The organism is Vibrio sp. AND4 (assembly GCF_000171815.1).
Classification (GTDB): Bacteria; Pseudomonadota; Gammaproteobacteria; order Enterobacterales; family Vibrionaceae; genus Vibrio.
Genome location: NZ_ABGR01000001.1, coordinates 128,291 through 154,406, shown reverse-complemented (window position 1 = coordinate 154,406; position 26,116 = coordinate 128,291). Strand labels below are relative to the sequence as shown.

9 protein-coding genes are annotated in these 26,116 nt (G+C 43.9%); 1 reads left to right on the top strand and 8 read right to left on the bottom strand.

The window, feature by feature from the left end; genetic code table 11:
* Positions 1 to 38: 38 nt before the first annotated feature.
* The 4 genes from AND4_RS00585 to AND4_RS00570 all read right to left on the bottom strand — a co-directional run bounded on the left by AND4_RS00585 (position 39) and on the right by AND4_RS00570 (position 7,951).
* A complete protein-coding gene (locus AND4_RS00585) occupies positions 39 to 950 on the bottom strand; it encodes a DMT family transporter (protein WP_009840919.1) in 912 nt (303 codons plus the stop codon).
* Positions 951 to 1,798: 848 nt separating this feature from the next.
* Positions 1,799 to 2,455, bottom strand: a complete 657-nt coding sequence (locus tag AND4_RS00580) for a hypothetical protein (protein WP_009840918.1) — start codon at positions 2,453 to 2,455, stop codon at positions 1,799 to 1,801.
* Between the two features lie 492 nt (positions 2,456 to 2,947).
* Positions 2,948 to 4,033, bottom strand: coding sequence for a choloylglycine hydrolase family protein (locus AND4_RS00575; protein ID WP_009840917.1), 1,086 nt, complete (start codon positions 4,031 to 4,033; stop codon positions 2,948 to 2,950).
* A gap of 303 nt (positions 4,034 to 4,336) precedes the next feature.
* Positions 4,337 to 7,951, bottom strand: coding sequence for an Ig-like domain-containing protein (locus AND4_RS00570; protein ID WP_009840916.1), 3,615 nt, complete (start codon positions 7,949 to 7,951; stop codon positions 4,337 to 4,339).
* Between the two features lie 601 nt (positions 7,952 to 8,552).
* On the opposite strand from AND4_RS00570, the gene azu reads away from it, so the two are divergent.
* Positions 8,553 to 9,005, top strand: coding sequence for an azurin (gene azu / locus AND4_RS00565; RefSeq protein WP_009840915.1), 453 nt, complete (start codon positions 8,553 to 8,555; stop codon positions 9,003 to 9,005).
* Positions 9,006 to 9,333: 328 nt separating this feature from the next.
* Here the strand turns inward: azu and AND4_RS00560 are convergent, their stop codons facing one another.
* The 4 genes from AND4_RS00560 to AND4_RS00545 all read right to left on the bottom strand — a co-directional run bounded on the left by AND4_RS00560 (position 9,334) and on the right by AND4_RS00545 (position 25,871).
* Entirely contained in the window at positions 9,334 to 10,182 is an 849-nt protein-coding gene (locus AND4_RS00560) for a mechanosensitive ion channel family protein (protein WP_009840914.1), read from the bottom strand.
* Positions 10,183 to 10,287: 105 nt separating this feature from the next.
* Positions 10,288 to 11,184, bottom strand: a complete 897-nt coding sequence (locus AND4_RS00555) for an OmpA family protein (protein WP_009840913.1) — start codon at positions 11,182 to 11,184, stop codon at positions 10,288 to 10,290.
* A 9-nt stretch (positions 11,185 to 11,193) separates the two neighbouring features.
* Positions 11,194 to 14,709, bottom strand: a complete 3,516-nt coding sequence (locus AND4_RS00550; protein ID WP_009840912.1) for a hypothetical protein — start codon at positions 14,707 to 14,709, stop codon at positions 11,194 to 11,196.
* Between the two features lie 68 nt (positions 14,710 to 14,777).
* On the bottom strand, positions 14,778 to 25,871 hold the full coding sequence (locus AND4_RS00545) for a DUF11 domain-containing protein (RefSeq protein WP_043991403.1): 11,094 nt from the start codon (positions 25,869 to 25,871) through the stop codon (positions 14,778 to 14,780).
* Positions 25,872 to 26,116 lie beyond the last annotated feature (245 nt).

Below are 26,116 nucleotides of genomic sequence, written 5' to 3'. Positions count from 1 at the left end.
GCGGTTTGACTAGGCTTATTTGAGCCTCTAAGCGTTTGTTACTCGGCGGAAATCGCAGCAGAACGAGATTTGAATAATTTCTTTGGAGCCTTGGTTAGCAAAATACCGATCATAAGCGGGAGCATTAATAAAATAGACTGATCAGAGAGCATTTCTCCATTAACATATGCGGACAAAAATAATGCGACCAAAGGAAAAATCAGAAAACAAATTGAAGCTTGAAACGGCGTCGATACCTGACCAAGTTTGAAGTAAGCGACAATGCCACCAACACTTGCCACAAAGCCAAGGTAAACCACCGCCAACACTGAGTCGTAAGTGAACGCCGATACATTCACTTGCTCAAGCACTGCTGATAAAGCAAAGAGTAACAGAGAAGCGATAAGGCAAGGCAGCGCATTATAAGTAAGCACCTGAATATCCTTGCAGTGCTTTTGAACCAGTACATACATCACCGCATGCATCGCCACCGCTAGCGCCAATGACAACGTACCCAGTAGGTAGTCTTCCCCACCAAGTTGCATCTCGTTCCCCAAAATCAGACATAGGCTTACCACTGCTGTTAATAGGCCGAACACTTGGTGACGCGCTAAACGAAGCCCCAAAAACAAACCTGACATTAACATCACCGCTACAGGCATATTAGCGAAGATGATCGATGCAAGGCCCGATGAGATGTACTGCTCTCCGTAAATCATCAAAGTAAACGGTAAAGCAAAGTACATAACAGCAACGATAAGGATCCAGTGACGTTTACCTTTCGGGAACATCAAAGGTTGTTTGAATGTTTTTGCCATAATAAACAGCAATGGTGCAGCAAGGAAAAAGCGCATACCTGTTGCAAGTACAGGAGGAATGGAGTGCAAAGCTACTTCCATCGCAAACCAAGTTGTTCCCCAGATCAGACACACAGATAAAAAGAGCAAAAATATGAAGGACTTTGAATTCATGATGACAACTTCTTTTAATTATTGAATATTTACTGGTTTGTATCACCAGATTGACGTGTCACATTCTAAGATCTTCTGCCGAGAAACTTTTTGCTATTTGCACAGCAACTTCTCTCTTGATGGATAAATTTTTCTACTAAAAAGCAAATATGTAGTAATTTTTTTTAGTATTTAAACATTAATTAATTAGATCTTTTTAATTTGGATATTTTTCATCGTTTAAAACAAAGAGCCAAGCACAAGATTAAAGACGCTTGGTGTAGAGGTATGTGTTGTTCGGGTCGCCGTACTAACCATTCAATCACCCTAAAGGGCAAGTTGTGTGATGAAAAACAATGAATGTTAAACTAATTGCATATATAGTTAGTTCTGCAATCCTTAACGCTCTGACTGAGCTTCGCCCTAGCCTGAGCCAATGCAGACTAGGGCATTTTTTTAAGTATCCATAAATGCCCAATTAACTTCAGGAGAGGCAATAGTGTCAGAAGCCACAGTAGTTTCAACAAACCAAAGCACATAACACTGGCATCGAGTCGAGATCAAAAACGACCCACTCTATTGCCAAGCTTTTGGGCATAACCAGTTGCTTAATCAAAACATGCTCTCCAAACTCAATTTTCTAAATATAAAGATCATATCTTTATAATTGGGTGTCGAATCCAGATTTGGAATGGCTTACATTCAAACCAACAAACCAAATCATTCTCTCTAGATCTAAATTTCGCAGTGACATGGCCAAATAAGCGAGGCCGATAAAAATCACCAGAAAGTAAAAAATGCACCAGTCATCAACTGGTGCATAATGCGAGATTAGATTTGATTCAGGGTCTTCCCCCTAATTCCGTAGGCTATAGAGAGTCAAAGCCAACTTCAGCCTCGGTATAGCCCTTTCTTTCAGAGTTGTAGTCTATGGAAACATTAAGACGACCTGATAAATCACCTTCTGCTGCATAAGCAGGGCAAGTAGCAACATGCGAAAGGTAGGCTGTCTCTGTAGGCTTCATAAAATAGTAAATTTGCTGTAACTCACATTTGCCTACGATCATACCAGATGCCTGAAGACTCGCTCTTTGCTGATGAAAGTTTGGAGCAGCATCTAAAAGAGAATTTGGCGTTAGCGTGTAAATATGAGTCTTGTAACGGTCGGTAAACTCATTACCAGCTTTATACAATTGGCGACTCATATCGTAAACGATATTTAGGTGCCACTGAGCAATTTCGGACTCATCAGTCACCTGCTCACCAGGCTTCGAATACATACAAGTGATTTGACTGTGTGGCGTTTCCGTATTTTGATTAGCTCTGTGGTTCCTCTTGATAGACTTGACGCCACAACGATGCAGCGTAAAACCCGACGACGCCATACGTTCATGAACTTGATGGGTAGATTCAAATTTTGTATGCACACCTTCAGGAGTACTACTGGTGATATCGAGTGAATTGTTGGCTTGAGCTTGTAGGCCAAAACCAGCGATGAAGATGACAGCAATGTTTCTATTTTTCATAGTAATGTTCCATTCTCCTCGTTAGATTCGAGTGGAAAACTAACTCACCAAACCAATATGAGACAAGTTTGATATTTGAATTTGTGATATTAGGCTCATATGCAAGTGCAAAACTGACTACTTTATCAGATAAATTCCTTTTTATTCATATAATTAACATCAACTTACCTTTAGAAAACTCAGTATCAGATTGCCTTTTAAGCTGAACTTACATTTAAACTTTATTTTGTTTTCAAAGTCTATTCATACCAACTAAAAAAGGAAGGGAAAACGACACCTCCCTCTCTCTACAAGCAAAAAAAACGACACCAATGTAGATATCGGTGGGGTAAGGTCGCAAGGGACAGAGCAGTTCCGCTAGACCCTGTCGCGAACACCCTTTTCGCGAAGCTTCAAACTACCTCGCTAAAGGCAACGCGGCTTGGTTATAAAAGGACAGAACGGTCACCAAACGTAGCGCGACTGTTCTGCACTTATCTCAAAGTAATAGGACTACTTCTCGGAGAACTGGCTTGTTACATCTTTATATCTCAATTCTGCTTCCATGCTTATCACCTGAGGTGTTTTCAACCCTTTCAAAGCTTGGGGTATATTGACCTTAGTGATTTCCGGGTTTAAATACGTTCTAAAATAATAGTCTCTGTTTTGTGTATCAGCGACTGAAGTCCAGACAGTGTAATCGGTAAAGACACCATCCTCAGAGCTCTCACGAACCAACCCTTTGGGAATATCGAACGCATTTAGAATATGGAACGCACGAAAAACCGCTTCATCTGCATGTTTAGAGGGAAGAGACGCAGTGACAAAGCTTGCCGCTCGAACAAACCGACTCGGGGAAGTGTAGTCTCCTGGCAAGCCAATCATGCCAGAGCCTTGGCTTACGCTAGAGTATGTCACACCATTAATCTCTGTTGGCGTCACATTTTCTGTGGAAAGGCCTAAATACTGGCTGACGTTGATCAAATGCCAATCGTAGCTTGGCGGGTTGGTCACGACACCGATCTCATTATCAAAAATAGTCAACCCAGCCTTGGAGTACTCAATCACCACTGAGTTACCTTTTGCATCGCTGACTGCGTAATGAAGCGGTGCAAAACCGTTTATTTCTTCAATATGCGTGCCGACAACAGATATTTTCTGTAGGCCTTCTTTCATCTCTTCTACTGTTGCGAAGTTGGCAAGAATGTAATTTCCCAACTCCTCACTTGATACTGCAACAGATTGATTTTCCTTTGTTAGTGCTTCGAACTCCGCAAAACCAGCGAAGTAGAAAGCGCCAAAATAAAGTCCTTTTTCATTCATGCCATCGAGAACAATGCTTCGACCCAAGGCGTTTGCGCCACCAAAGCCGTACTTCGATTTGTATTCAAGACCAGTTTTATTCTTATCACCTGAGAGAGATTTAATCTCAGTCCCCGCGGGAACCATTACGATGTCAGATTTGATGTCAAACCCAAATTCCATTGTTCGTGCTGGTATTGTCGCTCCATCTTGAGCTTGGAGAATAATCCCTGTACACGCCAGAGTTGGCAGAGATATACCCATGCTAAGGGCGAGTAATGTGCGGCAAAGTTTCATATAATTTCCTTTTTTAGTCCTTATAGAGTATACATAGCAAACTCAAAACCGCACTTATCCTGACCATATAATGACAATACTCAATAAGTTCTCACTGCTAAACTGCACCAATCACGGTAAGCAAGTGATCAGAACCAGCGTTTTAACACGCTTGAATGACCCGTCATTCACCACTATGGCTATAGCTAGAAAAATAAATAATCGAATCAAACATAGAGTGAAAGATAAACGACCGATATTTCAATCAAAAAAGCCACCACTTTCCAGTGATGGCTCCGTTTCATCAATATTTATCTATCCTAATTAACGAGGATCAAGACCTAGCTTTTGTAGCACTAATTTAAAGTTATCACGGCGCTCGCTTACATTGTGAACTTCACCAGTCGAACATTTTAAATCAGGGCAACCACGGTTAACGATACCTGAAACGCCATCAATAAATTGAGAACCTTGTAGACCACTATCCACATATTTTTTCAGCTCATTGTAGTAGTTCCAGTCTGCGTATTGACCACCTTCATCATTGTACGTCTGTACTGATGATACCCAATAAAACAGACCTGCAATCCATTTGATCTCTCTGTTCTCTTCTGAGCTACAAATCAGGCCTGGGTTAGAACAGAAATCCAACTCTGCATACAGAGGATTCTCAGGTGGTGCTTCAACCGTCACTCCGTCAATCGTCTTACCGATAGTTGATGGATCAACGTGTGAACGACCTAAATAGTGGTTTAGTGTGCCAAAATTCTGACGACCTGTGGTTTGAATTACACCACGGCCCCACCAACCACAGCCTTCTACAGTTTCTTGGCTGCTACCATCCCAAACAAAGTGACCCGCTTCTTGGTCAACGTAGACTCTACACGTATCACGCTCCCACACTTGCTTAGAGGTATCGACACTCTCAGGGTTGTCATTACAGTGTCCACTGTTCGTCCAACGCCCTACTGCACCATTAACCAATAGGCCGCGTTCTTCAAGTACTGCGTCAGGAGCAGCAAACACTGGCGCTGGTGCACCGTACCATTTCGCGTGTGTTAGCGCGCTCACTTCCATTTTATTATCACGAGGACAAGAGTAAGCGTGATCCAAACCAGACACTGGGTTTACACCGTAATCTGCGTATTTCTGCTCAAGTTGACCACAGCTTGCCGTCATCGGGTAATCCGTTGGTGCACCGTATTTTACTTCAGACCAGTTATTTTCATCACACGCATTGTAACGAATAGTCTCTTGCATACTTTGCGCAAGGAATGCTGCAATCGCCACTTTTGCATATTTAATGTTGGTTGCATCATCAACCTCATCGTCCATCAGCCAATACTTGTTGCCCGCCACACCTATGTTGTGCATTGCGTTCAAGCCATCTAGGAAATCATTCCACTTGTAAACTGTTGAAGGAACCCATTGAGACCCCGGAGTTTGATACAGGAAGGCTTCGTTATCCATGACACTTGCAGCGTTTGTCAGCTCTTGGTTTAGTGCCTCAATGCGAGTCAGTGAACCTTTCTCTAACTCTTCACCTACATAGTACAGCGGTACTTTCGCCGTCTGGTATTGTTCAATCTTACTGGTTAATTCCTGAGAATCTTGATCAAACATCAATGCAAATACGTTGCTGTAAGCCGCTTTACGGACTTGTTGCTCGCTTTGCGTATTCCCCATGAAGTAGTTTACCGTTTGCTCTGCTGGCATGTTTGTAAGCATCGCTGGTGCATCAACGTAATCGGTTACCTGCTTGATGTACTCAAGTGCGTTATGCCACTGCTCGCTCGTTAGTGCCGCCGTCTCACTCGACTTGGTGAAGGCAACAAAGTCTGCTTTATTTTCGGAGTCCGCTTTGTACAGCTCAAAGCTATTAAGCAAATCAGCGGAGAAGACTGAAGCTTTATCCCATACGGATTGACGACCAGAATGTGAATCGTAAGCAAATTCACCTATGCTCAGTGACCAACCAAATGTTGCCTGAGGTGCAAGAGCAGTGAATATCAAGTTATGAGCATGTGCCCAACCTTTAACATCATCACTCAGTGCATTGATCGCATCAATATTGATATTACTACCCGTGATATCAATAGCACTTGTTAACGCTTGCTTAACTGCAACCGTCCCCAATGACTCGCCCTTGTCTCGTGTTGCAAGGTCTAGAACATTGGATTGAATAACGATCGATGCCGAACCTGCATTATTCGCTTGCTCTATTACAGATATGAACGCACGCGTTAGCTGTTCTACGTCTGCTAATACCTCTGCACTGCTTGTCTCGACTGCCAATGTACTTGGTGCTTGAGTTGATGGGCTAGCCACAACGAATGTATTTGGCCAACCAGCAACTTCAAGACGTACAGGATCCATTGGGTTGCGCAATGATAGCGCTGGTGCGGTTCCCGGCGCAGTACCGTCACAATTCAAATGCAGTAGCCATGATTCGTCACTACCCGGAACACTCTGCGTCCAGTGAGATGCCGAGTAAGCAATGTTTTTGTGAACCATGATGTCACCACCAACCGCGTGATCACCATTAGTCCAATCTGGATACACATTAAATTCGGCACATAGACCGCCCGGAGGCGTTGGAGTGCCTACCTCTTCCACGGTGATTTTCACACGTGCTGTTGCCGTAAGGTTTTCGGCATCCGTTGCAACCGCTTCTAGCGTGACATCACCCAATTGAGAAGCAGTCCAATCACAAGAGTATTGGCTCGTCGTTGATGCATCAAACTCACAAATTTGCTGGTTGTTTGCTTTCACAATGACGCGAGACAAATCATCATCCGCATCCGTCGCTCTGACAGAAACCGTTACTGTCTCGTCTTTTTCAAACTGAGTCCCGTTTGCAGGAGAAGAGAAGCTCACTTCCGGGCTTACAAAGCTAGATTCGGCCTCAACAGCTACTGCAATCGTGCTCTCCTCTACCAGTTTGCTGTTTTGATCTAGCACCACGACTTTTAACGCCGCATTACCCACTTCGCTTGGCGTCCAAGGCTGCGAATAGGTGCTTTGATTGGCAGTGATGCTATGTTGACCTAGCTTGCGCTCATTCGCCCAAAATTCTATCGTTGAAATCAACTCACCATCTACGCGCGCTGTAATTGTCATTGCCTGATCAACAGTCAGCTTTTGGCCTTGTGTTGGTGTAACAAAAGTGAGTTCATTTACCTCAGGAACCAAGGGTGGCTCAACCTGCTTTTCTTTAACTGTGATGCTCACTGCCTGTTCTTGCGTGAGACCAGAAGTGTCTTCCACCATTGCTGTAATCGTGTGCGAACCTAAACCAACTGACGCCCAGTTCGCTTGGAACGGCGCTTGTGTTACGCGTGCAACTTGAACGCCATCAGCGAAGAAAGTCACCGCTTTAACACTCGTATTGGTCGCTTTAACGTTAGCAAGTATAGTAACAACTTGCCCTTCTTCAAATTCGGCACCGTTTGTCGGTGATGCCAACTGAATCGAGAGCTCTGGTTCACCCACTTCACCATCATCCGCAATTAGACGGATCGTGTTTTGCAGTAAAGTGAGGTCTAAAACGCCACTGACACCCAGCGTAAGTTCGATACTTTCACCTGCTGGAAGCTGTGTCTTGATCCAACTACCGCTGTCAAAAGCAAGGGTAAGCGTATTTTCAAAGACATTCCCGCTCTCATTGCTTGTAAAAGCCATACCAGGGTAGCTCACACTTGTTGCAGCCCAAGCAGGAGCTGCCATTGACAGGTTTGAGTCAAATATAACCTTGGCATCACGCAGCTCTATCGATTCAGAACCATCATTTGTCAGTGTCACTTTATAAGTGTTCCACCATTGGCTTTCAGAACCAACAACCGTGGCTTCGCTCACAACTCCAGCTTGTGCGGTAGGCAGTCCCATACCTATCGCAAGTGCTAAAACACTCGGCATGAAATTTAATACATTCTTTTTCATAATTAATAGCTTATATAATCTACAGTAGGAGAATTGTCATTATAGGCATGAACTTTTTTTGCAGCGCAGCGGACGGATGTAACAAAAAGTAACACCATTTTTGCATAAAATTTCGTCAATAGTTTAGCGATTTCACTCGTCAAATTGATGACAGCGTATTCATTGATAATATGAACGATTTATACTGGGACTCTAGTTCAAATTATATAAATGGCATTGCTTTATTGATAGATTTATTTATTCGTATCGATAAATAACTTTTGGTTGCATTTGTGATGGTATTGTGAATGTAAGTGGGTTTGCATTACAAATTAAAGATTATTGAAATATTTACTTACAACTAGTTGAAATTGCCACCAGAGATATAGCAACTCTTGCATTATTAAACTTCGTCACATCAGAGTTCCACATTACAAATACTTAATAATTTGACCACAAAAATAAGCCAGCCAAATGATCATCCTAATTAAAGTTGAGGTATTATGTTGCTGAACAACGTCAATATAGGTGTCAAGGCTCGTTTTTTTAGACAAAATATTCGGCAATGTTTGGATGAATTGAATCTAGGTGCAACCTAACAATCAAAAATGGAGAGTATTGAATGTCTTTACGTTTATTAGCAGCGGTTATTGCCATATCAGGCGCGAGTTTTGGTGCGCAAGCAAGTACAGGATGTGAAGTGTCCGTTGATGCCAACGACATGATGAAGTTTTCTGTTGAAACACTGAGCGTTCCGGCGACTTGTAAAGAGGTGACACTCACGCTAAACCACACTGGTAAGTTAGCCGCAGAGACAATGGGTCATAACGTTGTGATCACAGACACGGCCAACTTGCAAGCTGTGGGTACAGACGGGATGTCTGCTGGCCTTGAGAACAATTACGTGAAACCAAATGACGAGCGTGTTTATGCATCCACCAAAGTTGTAGGCGGCGGTGAAAGCACTTCTATTACCTTCAGCACTGATAAGATGAGTAAGGAAGGGGATTATTCATTCTTCTGTTCTTTCCCTGGCCACTGGGCAATCATGAAAGGTAAGTTTGAATTAATATAATGCCGTCGGTCTCTGTATCAGTTGGTAACAGAGTGGTCTGAGAAAAGGTCAACTGAACAACTCAAACATGGGAAGCTCTTGCTTCCCTCATGCCACACTCCTTCTAGTTAAGATATTCGAGTTAATGATTTAGCGAGGGGCATAAAGACGTTTTCGATGCTAGTACTCGATTCATCGTTATTAGAGAAACATAATTAAGCTACAGCAAGTCTAGATTAAGCCAATTGCAGTAGCAGCGACACAATTGTGCACTGGCCCATTGGCCTAATGCTTAGAGGCAATTGTTACCGCAAGACTTACCTGGCTCCGTCCATGATATAAATCATGCTCAATTTTCCGAATTCAGCGGAAATCGCTGCTCATAAAGCGACATAAAGTCTTTACGGATCAGTTGCTCTAGGTGGTTTGCTTTATCTGTAGGACAAAAGATCATGATATGCACAATTTGCTCGCCATTGATATTGCTTGAGATATGGATGTGCGGCTCTGCCCCAGGCAGATCGACACCCGCATGCTTTTCGATCATTGCATTGTAGCGGTGAGCAACATCAGAAAAATAGCGGCAATGTTCATCAATCTTATCGGTCACTAACGGCAAAAGTGGGTAGAGATTAACGAAGTCTTTCACCACTATAGAAAAGTCATGGTAAACGTAACGTTTCATGAAGTTGAGGTTCTTCACTGGATAGGTGAAAAACATGCTGTTGGGCAACGTCGCCGTTTTCCCCGTAAAATGGTATTGCCCATGATGTAGGTCGATTTCTTGAATTACCGTTGCCATCATATTGTGCTCAATGACTTCACCACATAATTTGCCGACTTCAATCCAATCACCAATGCGGAATGAACGCGAACTGGCGCGTTGAATGGACCCGGTGAAACACAAAATGATCTCTTTAGAAGCCACCACTATCGCGACGGCAATCGCTGTTACGCTAAGAGCGAATTCGCTAATTTCTGATTTCCATAGGATAAACAACAAGAGCAACGTAGTGGCAAATGCGCCATTTTTTGTTCTCGACATCCAGCTACGTTGTTCTTCTGTAATAAAGGCGTCATCGCCGCGGATTTGAGACAGAATAAAGCGACGCAGAATAACGATAAACAGTAAGATTAATACGGAAAATAAAATTTTGTGCGTGAGGAGAAAATCGATAGCTAGCTGTACTTTTTCCATCACCTGACTCCCTGTTCGGTTTGGATAGGTTGACCTTTCACGCTAAATATCACTGAGACAACAGATAGCTAGCTGACTAAAAAGCAACCTTACCAAATTATTCGGTCAGTTACCCACTTCACTTTCTTTAAATACGATAAAGGCACGACGGTTTAATGCATTCGCTTGTGGGGAGACTTCGTTAATCACAGGTTGAAGTTCACCAAATGCTTTTACTTCCCACGCAAACTGCGATGGATCGAGTTTCGTTTTGAGGTACGCCACCACATTTTGTGCTCGGCGCTCAGCCAGTTGCTCATTATAAGATAGCGCGCCAACCTGGTCAGTATGACCAGCCACCATAATGCTACCTTCCAAACCTTGCAGTTTCGCGATGAAATCATCTAATTGCGAGAGCTCTTCTGGTTTTAGTTCCGAATTGTCGAAGTCGAAGTGCGGTGTCATCGCCATGTAAATTTTACGCTCAGGTTTTGGTGGCTCACAGAAAGGCATTTCTTCGTATTTCTTCGCCTCTTCAAACATCGCATAAGCGCGGCGATTTTCAGCTCGAGCCTGATCCGACTCTCCTAAAACAAGCGGCTGTGACTCACCAAAATGCTTCACTTCCCAATCGTATTGATCTAGGTCGAGTTGTTGCTCTAGGTACGCTTTTACCGATTCAGCACGGCGCATAGACAGCTTCTCGTTATATTCGTCAGAGCCTTTAAAATCAGTGTGACCAACAATCGTGATGCGCCCACTCAAGCCTTGAATATCACGGATGAACGCATCTAGGCTTGCCGCATCAGCTTCACGAATGACGGATTCATCGAAGTCGAAATGCTCGGCAACCGCAATATGTATTTCACGCTGCGGTGCTAAACATTCACTGATCAGAAACTTGGAGACATTGACATCGGCAAACTTTTCTCGGTTCTCTTGGCTTACATACGCATCCGCCGAACAACCTACCAATATTGCCCCTGCGATCATGCCGCTTAACAAACGAATCGTCGTTTTCATATCGCCCTCTTATAACTTACCAACTAGGTTAATGAACACACCAGATGCATCGTAATCATCGTCATTCGCTAGGTTGCTATCAAAGCCTGAAAAGTTGTAACCCACGCCGACTTTGAAGTTATCACTCAAGTGCTTATTGACAGAAACCAGTGCACCTTGTTCAAGTTCATCGTACGTAGTATCCGTCTTCCAATGATACTCACTCGTTACGTCCCAATCTTTCATTACGCTATAAGAGGCACTCAAGCCATATAGCGAAATTTTGCTATCAACCGGAATATCCTCATCCGACTGACGAGTAAAGATTTCGTGCTTATTCTTAAAGGCATATTTCGCCCCTAAATCCCAGTGCGCGTCTAGCGAGTAGATACCTTCAACTTCGATAATTTGGCTCTCTTCATCTGTATAATCCACGTCGCGATCAAGCTGATCGAAATCCACCAAATAGGTGTAGCGTGTTAACAAGTTCAAACGATCGTTGTAGATTGGTCTATATGCTAAACCTGCCGTTGACTCAATAAAGCGAGCCAGTACCCTATCACTCGATTTACTCTCCGAGCGCGAATAGTTGAATTTGCCAAATAAGGTATACTCTTCCGTTAAATGATGCGTATAACGGTTAGTTGTCGCCCATTGGTCGATGTGTTTTTTATCTGGTTCTGCTGAGTCATCGGTCTTATCGACTCGGTATTCAACTTTATTTTTAAACAGCACATCATCAACATCAATTGACGTACTCACACTGACCGCTTGCCGCTCAGTGGTAATCTTCTGTTCGTCTTCAATTTCGCCTTTTTGGTAGCTGATGCCCATGTCAATATCGTCGGTCATGTCGTAACCGAAGCCAAATGAATCAATACGACCTTTACCGTTGTCCTCATCAACAAATTGGTTTTCTTGGTAAAAATCAACGCTCGAAGTTAGATCTGCACGTTGACCAACTATCACATTATTTTTGTCTTCGTATGTATCATCGACATAAGTTAAGTAAGTGCTGTAATCTTGAGTTACGTCGTACGTCACACTCGCTTCTGCCGTATCACCGCGATCACCGGTTGTGTATTCCGCACCAACCACGAAGTCATCCAGAATGCGGGTTTCGCCGCCTAAAGTGACGCTGTCATCCTCATCATATTTCTCACTCTGCCCCACGGTTTTCTGACCTTTGACGTACACGTTGTTATCGCTGTCCCAGATATAGTCAGCACGCAAGCCAGCTAAGGTACCCTTACCTTTTTCATTTTGATTATTTAGCTCTTCAACTTGTTTACCAGCGGCCGAGACCTTGATGTTCTTAGTGACTTTAACTTGAGTTTCTAATTCTGCTTGTTGAGTATCGGTTTGTAAGTCACCATCTGATTCTCGTTCTTCATCTGAAGTAAAACGCGTTTTTACGGCAACACGATCGGTCGCTTGAAAACGAACTTCGGTACCGTAAGACTCTTGCTCTAAATCGTCATCTTGGCTAGCAAAACTATAATCTGCATCTTTGGATTTGTACCAAGCTTTTACGTCATTACCCACAGCGGAAAAGATGTTCGGTGCGACATCGTACAAGTTCATCACCCCTTTCACTTGGTAGATATCACCTTCACGCTGTTTCTCATCACTTCCGATTTGAGCAAAGCTCAAACCGCCATCAGAAGAGACGGAGTTGGAATCAGTTTGGCGTCCTTTACTGTGTCCAAATTCAGCTTTCAAATACGTACCCTCTGATGCACGCAGAGTTAAGTCCGTACCATACGCTTCGTAGTCTTGATTGTCTTTTTCTTCAGTTTGGTAATTTGCCCCCACCCCTACGTAGTCATTTACCCAACCTTTCACACGACCACCAGCAGTCATTGAGTCAAGCGCATCACTGCCTTGAGGGACATATTCATAATCAACCGCTAGATAGTTCTCGTTTCCCGAACCAGATGATTCGTTGAGCACGCTTCCGAAGTTTTCTGCAATGATGTTATTCAGCGGTTTCGTCAAAATTATGCGGCCTTGGTACGGGTCAATTTCGTAGTCACGACCTGATTGCAGTGGCATTTCCTGCTGCGTAATGCCGCTATCTTGGTCAACAACTTTCACCATTACCTTGTCACTGCCTGGCACCACTTCACCATGTTGCAAGAAGTACAGCGAACCACCAGTACCTTCAAATTCATCATGGCCAAATAAAGAATCCGATTCAGCAGCAAACCCGACAACATTAAGACGGTCTTCACCAAACTTGGTCGTAGAGCGAGATCGGTAATCACCTTTTAAACCGTATAAACTTCGGTTGTAATCATTATTATCAGTACCGGTGATACCTGTGTTGTAGTTACCCCACAAGACATTGGATTTATCGTACTCAACGTTAAGGTAAACCTTACCCTTGGTGTTCACTACTTTTTCGATATTGGCGCTGTCACCATAGTTGCCGTAAAACATCTCATCGTCGTCTTCTAGAATGTCGAATACGCTGGATGAATCAGAAGCAAACGGGTGCTTAAACATGTCCCGTACGTCGCTCTCTTTTGTATCGAAGTGAGTGGTAACTCTGAGTTTGTCACCGAACTTACCCTGACCAAAGTAGGCTAAACGACCTTGATTGTAGATGTCATCTTGATATTGGTCATCAACGGCCAACGCCGCCGAGTTACCCGTCACTTTATTTTTACCAATGTAAAAATCCGCAAGGCCAGCTTGCACCCAGTACTCATCAGGAATACGCACGTAAAGTTGGTAGCGACGTTCTTCACCGCTATCGAATACAACACGAGTTGGGAATAAGTAGGCATCTGCTGGCAGATATTGCTCTCCGTATAGCTCGCCGTCTTCCACATCAAATTCGTCTTCACCGATAACAACTTTATCGACACCTTTGAGTCCCGTCCCCATAAATCTTGCCAAACCCGCTGAGGTTGGGATGTTATGACGCATCAGCTCAGCTTTACCCAGTTTGCGGCTTAGTTTTGCTTCCCCCTCATTCTTATCAATATCGACTTCAGAATCCGGCTCAACAAGGTCAATCACACCAACCGTTGTCACGTCCATGTTACCCTGTTTATCAAAGGCCTTAAGCCTAAATAGAAGCTGAGTATTTGATTCGAATTGATAGTTTTTATCCGTCTTACCATCCCAAACAATATTGAAATCGTTAGCAAATTGTTGGCCTTCTACGACCGCTAATGGGTCGACCAAGCCACGATCACCACCTCGGAAAACTTCCAACTGATAATGGTCAACGTAGTAGCTGAAGTTGGTTGTGACGGCAAAACTCATTTCTTGAATTGGCTTGCCATCTTTTACTTCAATATCACTGCTAATACTCAGATCAAGTACGGGGTCAAAACGCATAATATCGCGGCTTACCCATATTGCACCTTGATCTAAGTAGATACGAGAGTTATCCGTTTGTTTGTGCGCTTTTACTTCAATTCCTAATGCATCACCATCCAGTTTCTCCAATTGGCTGGTGTCTTTCGCGTACGAAAGCATCGGTAACGTAGCCGCGATACACATTGTTAGTTTTGATTGTCTAAATTTAATCATAATAATCCTGCTTAACCACTTGAGAAATTGGCTGGAACTCGCCCAGCCAGTGTCCACACTCAGAACGGTTAATTGTCCTCACGGCTTTGAATACTGAAGTTAAGTTTTGTCAGTTTGTTTGGTGTAATTCGGCGTACTTTCGGGTTCTCACTGATTACCTTCATACCTGTTGGTAGAGAGTCTGTGTCGACTTTGACCAAGAACTGCTTACCTTTTTTATTCAATACCCACTGATCTGGAACATGGTACCGACCATATTGGTCTGTCTCGATAATGATGCCCTCGACAGTCAACAATCGAACACCCGGGATACCATCTTCGTAAAGCCCTTTGTTCTCGACAATGATTTCCCATAAGTACCTATCACCATCTCGGTAGAGGTTTCTCATCACATCGATATTCTCTGCCGACAGACCTTTCTTTTTGTCCCCTTTATTCTTGGTGATCACATTGCCCTGCTTATCGAATTCGATACGTGTGCCGTTATCAGTAGTTACCTTCAAAGGGAAACCTTGACGAGTTCGCGTATTGAATTGGAACACCACTTTATTACTGTGTTCGAGAGTGCGGTTACGTGATAGACCGTACAACTCATCGACGTCATACCCTTCATCCAAACTTGACGTCACGACATCATGACCTTGGTGTTTTTGTTTCACGTCTGTAAGTTGGGTTTCGACACCATCTTGAGTCATGAAAGTGGAGTTCGGAATATAATCGCCTGCGGCTAGGTCAACATCGATACAAATGTCATCGGCAGTTGCATCCGCTTGGAAACCGTCTCCGTTGTGATCTTCAAACACCTTACCGATGATCGAAGCGGTATCGAATAGCTTGTCTGGCATCACTTCAACCTTCGCACTGGCCAGATTCGACTTCACTACGTAATTGGTCGAAGTGCTGTGTGACGTGGAGTTGTGTGCCGAACGACTGTCAGCAGTTTTCGTTTCTGCCCATGCGGTATTGGTGTATACGCCAAACGTTGCGCCTACACTCACCCGCATTAGATAACGAATACGTACGGCATCTGCGGTTTTCGCATCGTCCTTACCGTAAATATTCATGTCGCCCACGTCGAATAACAGTTGATTGGTCTTCGTTGGCTCTGCCTTGACTCGGATGTCATCGGTTGTGTCAAATATGCCATCTTCGCCGCTGATGACCATTTCAGTAGAGTCTGGTATGTAAGCGAAACCACCAGGGTAACGGTCTGCCAAACGAACCCCCGTAAATGGGTTGTCGTTTTCGTTGGAGATAACGATTTCATACTCCACTACATCACCGACGCTGGCTTCTGATTTACTCACTGCCTTGGTCACTTTCAGCTCACCTTCGTTGTAGGCTTGCTTTTTAACCTTAATCGTGACATTTGCCGAAGCGACTTCACCCGTCGACGCGGTTGAGGTAAACACGTTGGTGAAGGTATCATCAATGCCTTGATTGATTTCACCCGTCACTACGATTTCATATTCATTGCCCTGGTATGCCTTCATGGTGCGATTTGAATCAACATTGCTATCTGAATCAACTGAAATCACAACGCCAGACTTGAGCTCGGTAATGGTTGCTTTCCACGTGGTGAATAGTGGATTTCCATTGTTACCAACAAGCTTATCGATTTCATCCAACAAATTGACGCTATCTGCATCCGCAGAACCTCGGTTGGTCGCCGTCATTGTGAAAGTAATTTCATCATCGTCGTTCGTGTATTCGGCTTTATCCGCTACCTTGGTCACCGACAAAATGATAGGTAGTGGGTTGATGGTTACGAAGTCATCCGCCAATACATCACTTTCTGATTTGTTGTAAGCAAAAGCGTGGTTGGTGATTTCTCCCATCGCATCGGCGTTCACCACACCTGTTATTACAATCTCTAACCTATCGTTGGGAGCAATAATCACATGACTATTCACATCAAGATTTTCGCCCTGAATCTGCGGTAAAACTCGAGTGCGATCATCGCTGTATGAGCTTGTCATACTCCAACTGGTGAACGCTGCTGCCTCGGTGTCCTGAACCGTATTTACCTTCAACTCAGAGATAAGGTCCTTAAGAACGATCTCCTCACTAAATGAGCCTGATTCATTACTTAACACTACATGGTAGGTAACGTTTTCACCCGGACGGTAGAACTCATTATCGACGTTTTTTTCGAGCTTGATCGACTCTGGCATCGCCAATAGCGTTGCCGTCGCCTCTTGAGTTTCAGCGCGGAATAATGCATTTGCCGTATTCTCAATCTCTCCCGTCGCGTATTGATTCACCAAACCAGTAATAACAAACTCCACCTCATCATTCGCCGCTATCGTCAGCGTTGAATCGATGTCCTCGCCTGCGCTCGGAATGTTATTAATATCAGTATCTTGGCTGCCCTTATTGATCTCGATTCGCCAAGTATCAAACGCTTTTACAGTCATACCATCCAAACGAACCACGTCGAGGTCACTGATGGCATCTTTCACTTCTACGCCTGTCGCTGGAACGGTTCCCTCATTCTTTACTTTGACACGGAATGTCGCTTCTTTGCCTGGGACATAGTACTGAGTGTCAGCCGTTTTCTCGATTGAGATACCCTGTGATTGAGGTTGAATGGTCGCGCTCGATTGTTGCGTGACGCCATTCAAATCTGCCGTGGCAATGTTGGTGATCTTACTTGCCGCCAATGGGTTTGTTTTTGCTGTAATCTTGAAGTCCACAATATCATGCGGCGCGATATCGATTACCGAACGGATATCATGGTCGTCAACTGGCATTGGTGTGATCGTCGTACGGCTATCCTTGGTTGTCACCTCGATCTTCCAACTCACGAAAGCACTTTCGTTTACGCCATGAATATTGGTCGCTTTAATGCCCGATAAGATGTCATCAAGCTCAATATTGTTATCGAAACCTTCGGTACCGTTGTATACACGAACATGGAACACGGCATCTTCGCCCGGGATGTAGTTCGGTGACTCTGCCGTTTTCTCGATCCGGACCTCTTCAGGCAAAGCCTCCAGTATTGCGGTCGCCTCTGTATTAGCGCCACCAAAGTCAACAGTCGCGGTGTTAACGATGTCGGCTACCGCACTGCTATTTACTGTTCCTGTGATGGCAAACTCAACTGTATCGCCTGGTGCAATATCAAGGCTGGTAGAAACGTCTCCATTTGGACCAGGCACAGTTTCAATGATTGTTCGCGGATTACCTTTGGATGTGACTATCGTCCAATCGTTAAATGCGGGCTCTGTCGCTCCACCCGATGTTTCTACTTCAAGTGAAGAAATGACATCTTCTACTTTTACACCATCAGCAAAACCGGAACCATTATTGGTCACTTTTACTCGGAAGGTAGATAACTCGCCTGGATGGTAATAACGCTCATCAGTGGTTTTCTCCAGAACGATATCACCCGGAAACGGTGTCAGCGTGGCACTTGCCATCCTGTCTTTACTGTTAAAGTTCAAGCTTGCTTGATTAACAATATCCCCCGTCGCTTCTGGATTCACCAAGCCAATAACGTTAAGAGTGATGGTGTCGTTTGGCGCAAGATCGATGTTGTAATCAATGTCTTTATTCACAACCAAAGCATTGGCGTCAACCGTGGTCAGTGGATTACCCGCTTCATATTCAACCCTCCATTGCAAGAAAGCTTGATCTACAGAGCCATCGATGGTGCCTACGGTCAGCGCACCAATTTGATCTCTCAAGTTGATATCATTGGCGTAACTATTTCCTTCGTTAACAATTTTTAGGGTGTAACCTGCCAATTGATTTGGGCTGTAAAACTCATCTATTGGCTCCTTGGTAAAGGTTAAATCCGGGATCTTCTCGATACTGATCGCCTCAGCGGTTTTGGTCTCGCCATTGTAGATCACCTTCACTTTGTTGATGACGTCACCCACCACTGCTGAGTCCAGTTCTCCTTCAGCCGTAATAGTCACCACATCATTTGGGCCTATGTCTAGGCTGCCATCCAAAAACTCATCAGTTGTCGATGGGAACTTGGTATCCCCTGTTTTTGAAGTCGCCTGGAAAGAGACCGTTCCGGGTACAAACGCTTTTATAGGAGCGCCGCTAATGTCGGTCGACGTGATGTCATTGATCAAATCCTTGACGGTGACGTCACTTGCCCAATTGGCTGTCGTATTCTTAATCTTGATTGTGTACGTCAGTATATCGCCCGATTCGTATTGGCTCTTATCAACCTTTTTGTCGACGGTGAGATCGGCCACTGCCGCCACATAAGTCGCGTCTGCCGTTTGCGTACCATTTGAATCACTCACTTCAACCACGTTAGTAATGTCACCAACAAGATCCTCTTTTACGACACCTTCAACATGGAGCTTTACTGTGTGACCTGGGTGAATGTTGTAACGTACCTGATAACCATTGTCGCCTGTCACCTCAGAACCCATAATTTCTTGAGTCAGAGTTGGATCTGTACCCTCTACAGTCACTTCTGTTGCTGACCAGAGATCAAAAGCACGTGCAGGGAAGGCTCCACCTGCTTTTTCTGCACGAATTGTTCTCGAAAGGTCTGAAATCGTTACATCGTTCGCATAACCTGCACCCGTGTTTTTCACCTCAACGTCGTAGCCAATGGTTTCGCCCGGATGGTAAATCGCTGAAGTGCTTGAGGTAACTTTCGAAACAGTAAGTGTGCCCGGTTCTGGGAAGATGAACTTTTCATTTAAGTTATACGTTTTTTTATCGATACTTACGTTGTTTGTGAATTTACCAACTGCATCATTACGAACCACACCTTCAATCTCAATTTGAACGATGGAGTACACCCCCCCTGTTTTTGCTCCTAGTTTAATATTGTTACTGATTGTAGGGCTTGAGGTACCTTCAAGTGCGTCCAACTCACTGATATCCGTTGCACCGTTACCATCACTAATAACTTCTGCATTGATAGTCCATGAATCCAGAGCTGGTTGATAGGTTCCGTCTGCTGTTTCTACCGTATAGCTACCAATTAAGTCCTCAACAGCAACGACTTGGTTACTCGTTGTTTCGTTCCTTATTTGTATCTTGTACTTAACCGTTGAACCAGGAGTGTAGGTAGGTGTACTTGTTGATTTCTGAGCAATGATGTCAGAATCACCTTGCTCTAGCCTTACTTCATTACTGTTCACTCCGTTAATTGATGCCACGTTGACGATGTCATCCAAAGCATCAAAAGCAACAGTACCATTCAGTCCAAAAACCACTTCATCACCCGGCATCAAATCAAACGTCGCATCGAGAGGAACAGGACCTTCGTACTGACCTGAGATATCAAAGCGTGAAGCGTTTGGTGCAGAAATGATTGCAGAGCTGTAGTCAGAAAACGCCAATGTTGGTGTTACTGCCTCGGTATAGATTTCGTTTAATTTATCGACGATAGATACATCGTTCGCTATGCTTTCACCGTCGTTTTTCACTGAAATTCGGTACTGAACTTGGCCACTCGGATTGTAATGACACCCCGCTCCATCGTCAGATGGGAAAGTGCAAGTGTTAGTATCCGACGTAGTATTGATAACTTGTTTACTAAAAGTCAGGACAGGAGCAACCGGCGGTATCACATCTGTTGTATCACTGTGATTACCCGCTTTCCCCGTATTACCATCAATATCCCCCACCGCGTTAGGGCGAACTTTACCTTTAACGGTAAACTCAATGCCTTCCTCTGGAGCAAGATCAACGGATAGATCAAGGTCATCGCTCGCATCGTAAGGTTCGATGTAGGTATCCTGTGTTCCCGTCGTACCATCTGAAGTAAAAACATGGGAAATTTCGGTCTTTGAAAACGCCGGCTCTATTGCTCCGCCGATTACCTCAACATGCACATTGGAGAGCAGATCGTGGATATCTGTATTGTCATTCCACACTGGTTCGGTATTGTTCACCTTAAATTTGTAGATGACTTCATCTTCAGGTTTGTAGGTATCACCGGATACATAAGATTTACCACCGATAGAGACAATTTCTTTGCTCACCATCAGGTTGCTGGCCTCTGGTTGAACTTTTGAATTTTTGAAGCCTTTAGCATTGTATTTCGGTGTCACTGAAATTTGTTCGAGCGCATCTTCGCGGATCTGAGATTCCATGACAAAGTCAATCCAACCACCCGGGGCAATTGATAGCGTCGCAATATCGATGTCCTCGTTCTTACCCCCTATGTAACCATCAATCAGCGTAGTTGCTTCACCCGAGGTAGTTGCAGTAACTTTCCATCCGTGTTGTTCAAAAGCAGCAAGGGTATGCGTATCAAGCTCACCTGCTGCGTCTTGCGCGACTCGCACTTTAACTTTAGAGAAAAACTCTTGGAGAGATTTATTATACTCCAAGCCCTTACCTGTATTCTCCAGACGCAAGTGGTAAACGATCTTCTCACCATCAAGCGTATGGTTGTAAGTTGTCTTCTCTTTGCTCGGAGTAAATGCCGTATCCGAATAAGCTTTGTGCGTTTTAGCGATACTTGCAGGCAGCATATTGACTGGCTTTGATTCTATGCGGTGATTTTCACCAACATATGCAACGTTAAGGATCTTCCCTACCGCCTTTTCACTGACCTTCGCTTTGATCGTATATTTAACAAAAGTGTCGCCTGTTTCGGTTTTTTTTGCTGCCAAGTTAAACTTGGTATCGATGTCTTTATTTCTACTGACAGAACCCGCGTTACTAACACCACTCGAATCAACGCTGGAGACAATGGTCCATGAGTCAAACGCGCGGCCCTTCCCATCGAAATACTCCGTCTGGATTTTACTGATTTCATCTTTAATTGGCATCTGACTGATGTGGGCATTGTTTGAGTTCTTCAGCAAGATCTCATATTCGATGTAACCACCAGGCGTGTAGCCGCCCTCTAATTCACTGGTTCCATCCTGATCGTAGAATTTAGTAACACGTTTAGAGAAGTCATACTTAGCCGCAGACGCTTTGCTCTCAGCGCTCACTCTGTCGCCGTCAACATTAAGCACATTCACAATTTGACCAATGGCGTTGCTATTCACATTGGCTGTCACCGCGTACTCTATCTTAGTATGAGGTGGGATCGATGCATGAGTATTGATATTTAAATTATCAGCAATGCTTCCATCGAGATCGAGGATCGCTTTGCTGCTGCCATTCAAAATGCGTTTTTCTATCGTCCAACCTGAATCAAATGCTTGACCACTTTTACCGCCCACAAGATCAACCATGATGGTAGACATTTGATCTTTAACAGGAATGTTGTATGCACTACCGTCACTGTCATTTTCAATTATTAATCGGTAATCGAGTGGGCTCCCCGGTTGGTAATTTGCTTGATCTACTGTTTTACTGAACAATAGATGGTAGGGTTTTGGAATAACAGTGATGCCGCCAATCGTGATCGTGCCAGCAGCATCTTCGCGAACAATGCCCTCGACTTGGTAAGTTACAGAGTCACCACCAGCAACATCGATTCTCGTAACAATATTTTGGTTATTTTCAACCGTGCCGTCCAACTTGCCATCCGTCGTACCACGACCACCGTTGTTATCGTTTTTACTAACATCAACAGTAAAGCCTTTATCAAATGGTGTACCTTTACTGCCATCTAAAAGCTGAGTAGTCACACTCGTAATATTTTCGTTCACTGCATGGTTATTTGCATAGCCTGAATGAGAAGAGATGGTGACTTGATAGGTAAGCTGATCGCCCGGAGAGTAGTATTTAGACTCCACTCCGTTAACCAAGAGTTTTCTGACAACATCACTGCCGGGGTCAGCGCGCTCCATTTCGTAGTGCGACACATGAGACTTTTCGGATACTTTACCAAAATCACGATACACATAAGCATCGTTTTTAAGTTTGTTATTCAGGCTTCCCATTGGCCCCAGGGAACCAACGACGTTATCTTTAACACGTGCCTTGATTCGGAAAGTACGAATTTCATCAGGCTCAAGTGTCATCGTGTTAGACACACCCGCCAGTGGGTAGATGAAATTTTCTTTAGTCTTATCGTGGAAACCTGCCCCATCACCATAATCAAACTGCCAGTACTCAAATGGCTGCTGGTTTGGGAAATCTGCGAAATGAGAGTCTTTTTTGTTAGCGAGTACCGATTTAATATCATTTAACAAATCGACAACTGTGAGACCAGTTTCTGTGTTGGCGCCGTTGTTTTGAATTCGAATTTCATAGGTCACATCATCGCCAGGTATAAAGCGGACTTTATCAGCGGTCTTCAGAATAGAAACGTTGAGTGAATCATCGATACTCTTGCCGATTTGCGCCGACGATGATTGATTCAGATTCGTCGCTGGGTCATGTATCTCTGCAGTATTGGATATTTCATCTTGGACATAATTACTTTTCACCTTGCCTCGAATGGTGTAAACAACGGAACCGTTCGCCCCATTAACTTGAGGATCAAGATCTATATAGCTATTGATATTGTCATCATCTTGGAAACCAGATTTTTCTCCTGCATAACTGCCCGTTTTGAAAGGAGAGTTATTCGAGTCAGTAGAAGCAGAAATTTTCCACTCTGAGAATGCGTCTAACTCTTTAATTTTATCACTCACGTGCACTTCATTGGCATAACCAGGCCCCATGTTCAAAATAGTCACCTTGAAGGTGACCCATTGGCCTGGAACAAATAAATTATTAGGCGTGGTCTTAACAACAATAACCTTAGGGTCGAGGGGGAAAACTACAGCCGAGTCAGACGCTGAACTTTGCATGTTTGAGTCCGACGTCTGTATTTTCGCTGTGTTTTCAAATCGAGTAAAAAGAATTTCATCTTCATTAGTACGATCAATTTGTGCAACAATCGTATACAAAACTTCGACGTTTGGCGGGATCTGAGCTGTTGTATGTAGGTCTGTACTGTCGGCAAACGTGCCGACGTTAGTATAAGTCGCGTTACCATTGAGTACAGGATCATCAGAGATAATATCGGCGCTAATCGTCCAAGATTTGAATACGGCTTTCTTTTTACCATCCGGCTCTAAAACCTCTGCGGTAATCTTTGATAATAAATCCTTCACCCCCACGTTTGTCGCATAGCCGTTTTCTTTGTCATTCTTTAGGCTGATTTGATAAGTCACCTCAGTATCACGCTTTGAGTATCCGGTGTGATCACCATGAAAATCTTTATCGGTGTTAGTCTTAACTCGCTGATTAAGCTCAATAGCAAAGTCTCGTGGATCGGAGCCTCTGTCTGCATAGACAGAGCCATCAACTTGTACTTGATTTGAAATGTGACCATTTGCAAGGGGATTTGTCTTAGCAACGATGGTGTATTCGATATGAGAGTGAGGCTCAAGGGTCGCGCTAACTTCTAAATTATCGGGAGAACTCACCTCGCCTGAGATACCAGTATCAGAAAACGGTGCAGGATCACCATTTTCCTTTTCAGCCACGGCCGTAATTGTCCAGCTGGAATATGCTGGGATTTCATCGCCGTAAATGTTTATTGTTTTTATTGAGTCAAGCTTATCCAACACCTTAACTTGGTCAGCATACCCTTTACCATTATTCGTTACCTTAATCGTATAAGTTAACTCCTGACCCGAGGAGTAAAAACGACTATCGACATCCTTAGTTACAAGTAAGTTATCGTCTGGTGTTTCAACACCAGAACCATCCTCTGTCACGTTATCGTCGGAACAACCCACCATGTCATTATCAAGAATTAAGCCTGTGCTGCTATCATTGGTTCTTGCAGTAAGTCTGTACTTAATAGTTTGACCCGGTGCTATGTCCGGCGTAAGCGAAATTGGACTTGACGTCCAAGCTTTGTAGTTAAAAGATCCCGGATCTGAACCAATCGAATCTTGACCCGAAATGACTTCAACTTTCCACTCTTTAAAAGCCTGACCAACTCCTGTTCCCCCTACTTGATCAGTCTGGGTACAGGTCAGGTTATCTTGAACTAACACATTGTTGGCAAAATATTTTGATGAGTCATTTTTTACGGCAATTTCGTATTCAATAATATCACCGGGTATATACTCCGAAGCAGAAGTTGTTTTAGAAATTGAGATTTCTGAGTCAGTGGCACCCAATACTTTTTCTGCTTTAACCGTATCGGAAATAGTTGCCCTCTCGACCAAACTTCCAGTTTCATTCGTTACTAAAGCAGTAAAACCTTGCAAGGTACCAATCGTGATCGGCGCTAAAGTTGCTTTAATTTGGTAGGTGATCGACTCATCCGGATAGAGAGAAACAGTATCATCAAAGTCGGCATCCGTTTGTGAACTGCCGTTGTAGTCTGAGTGTGAGTGAGCTCCGATGTCTGAAACCTCGATATTCCAAGTAGTGAATGGATTCCCATCTACATCGGCGCTGTTGTTTTCAGGCTTTAAATCGTTAGCGAGGCCAAGGTTACTAATAACCTGTTCAATGTTCTGTTTTACATGATAATTATGAGCAATTGCGCCACCTTTATTGCTCACCGTCAATTCAAGAATAAACGGATGATTAATCAAGTATGGTTTCTTCGTTTTCAGCTTGTGCTCAAGTTCGATTACAGGCGCAGCCGGAGGGGTTGAGAGCGCATTACTGATAACCGTTCCAGCGCGGGTGGTAGCTGTTGCCTCAGTGTTAATATTGGAAACAAGATCCGATGCAACCGTCGCTTGGATAGTGTAGGTGATATGACCACCAACAGAGAGCTCTGCGCCAGCAACCGATAAATCTCCGCTAGTTGCAAAATTACCCGCATCACTGCCGGAGGAAGCGACTGCGCTGATTGTAACCTTACTAAAAGTATCACCTGACGAATTATCAATCCTTTGCCCTACGATAGATGCAAAAACTTGCTTAATATCTAACCCTTTTACGGCATAACTGCCAGTATTAGTTGCAGTCAAAGAATAAGTGAGTGTGCCACCGACGTTATATTCTCCCGGATCTACTGAAGCTTCGAGAGTGTAATCGTATTCGGCAGGCGTCAGAGTGACCTTATCATTATCTTTAAAAGTGGTTTCTGTACCAGAAACCATTCCTTTTACTTCTGAACCGCCCAAAGTAATGTTACCCCTAGCCTTGCCAGAAACCCTTGCCTCAATGTTATAAGTAACATAACCCTGTGGGGGAAGCTCAGCTCCACTCACATCCAGATTACTATCACTAACAGCATACGAGCCCGGGGTGGCGCCCAGCGAATGGGTGTCCGAAACGGTCAAACTGCTGAAAACTCTGTCCGAACCAGACATCACATCCCAAATGGCATTCTTTACTGATACATCACGGACTGTGCGTTTTGTTGTATTCTTGACTTTAACAGTGTACGTAATGGTGGCCTCATTTTCGTAAGACAACCCAGAAGTTGGACTGGAAAAGATCTGAATTTCATCTGCAGCGAAAGCTTGAACAGAGAATAAAGCCATCAGCGAGAATAAGGCTAGGTAACGTTGGACAATTGACACAATACTTCCCTAAATCATACAAAATATTAATG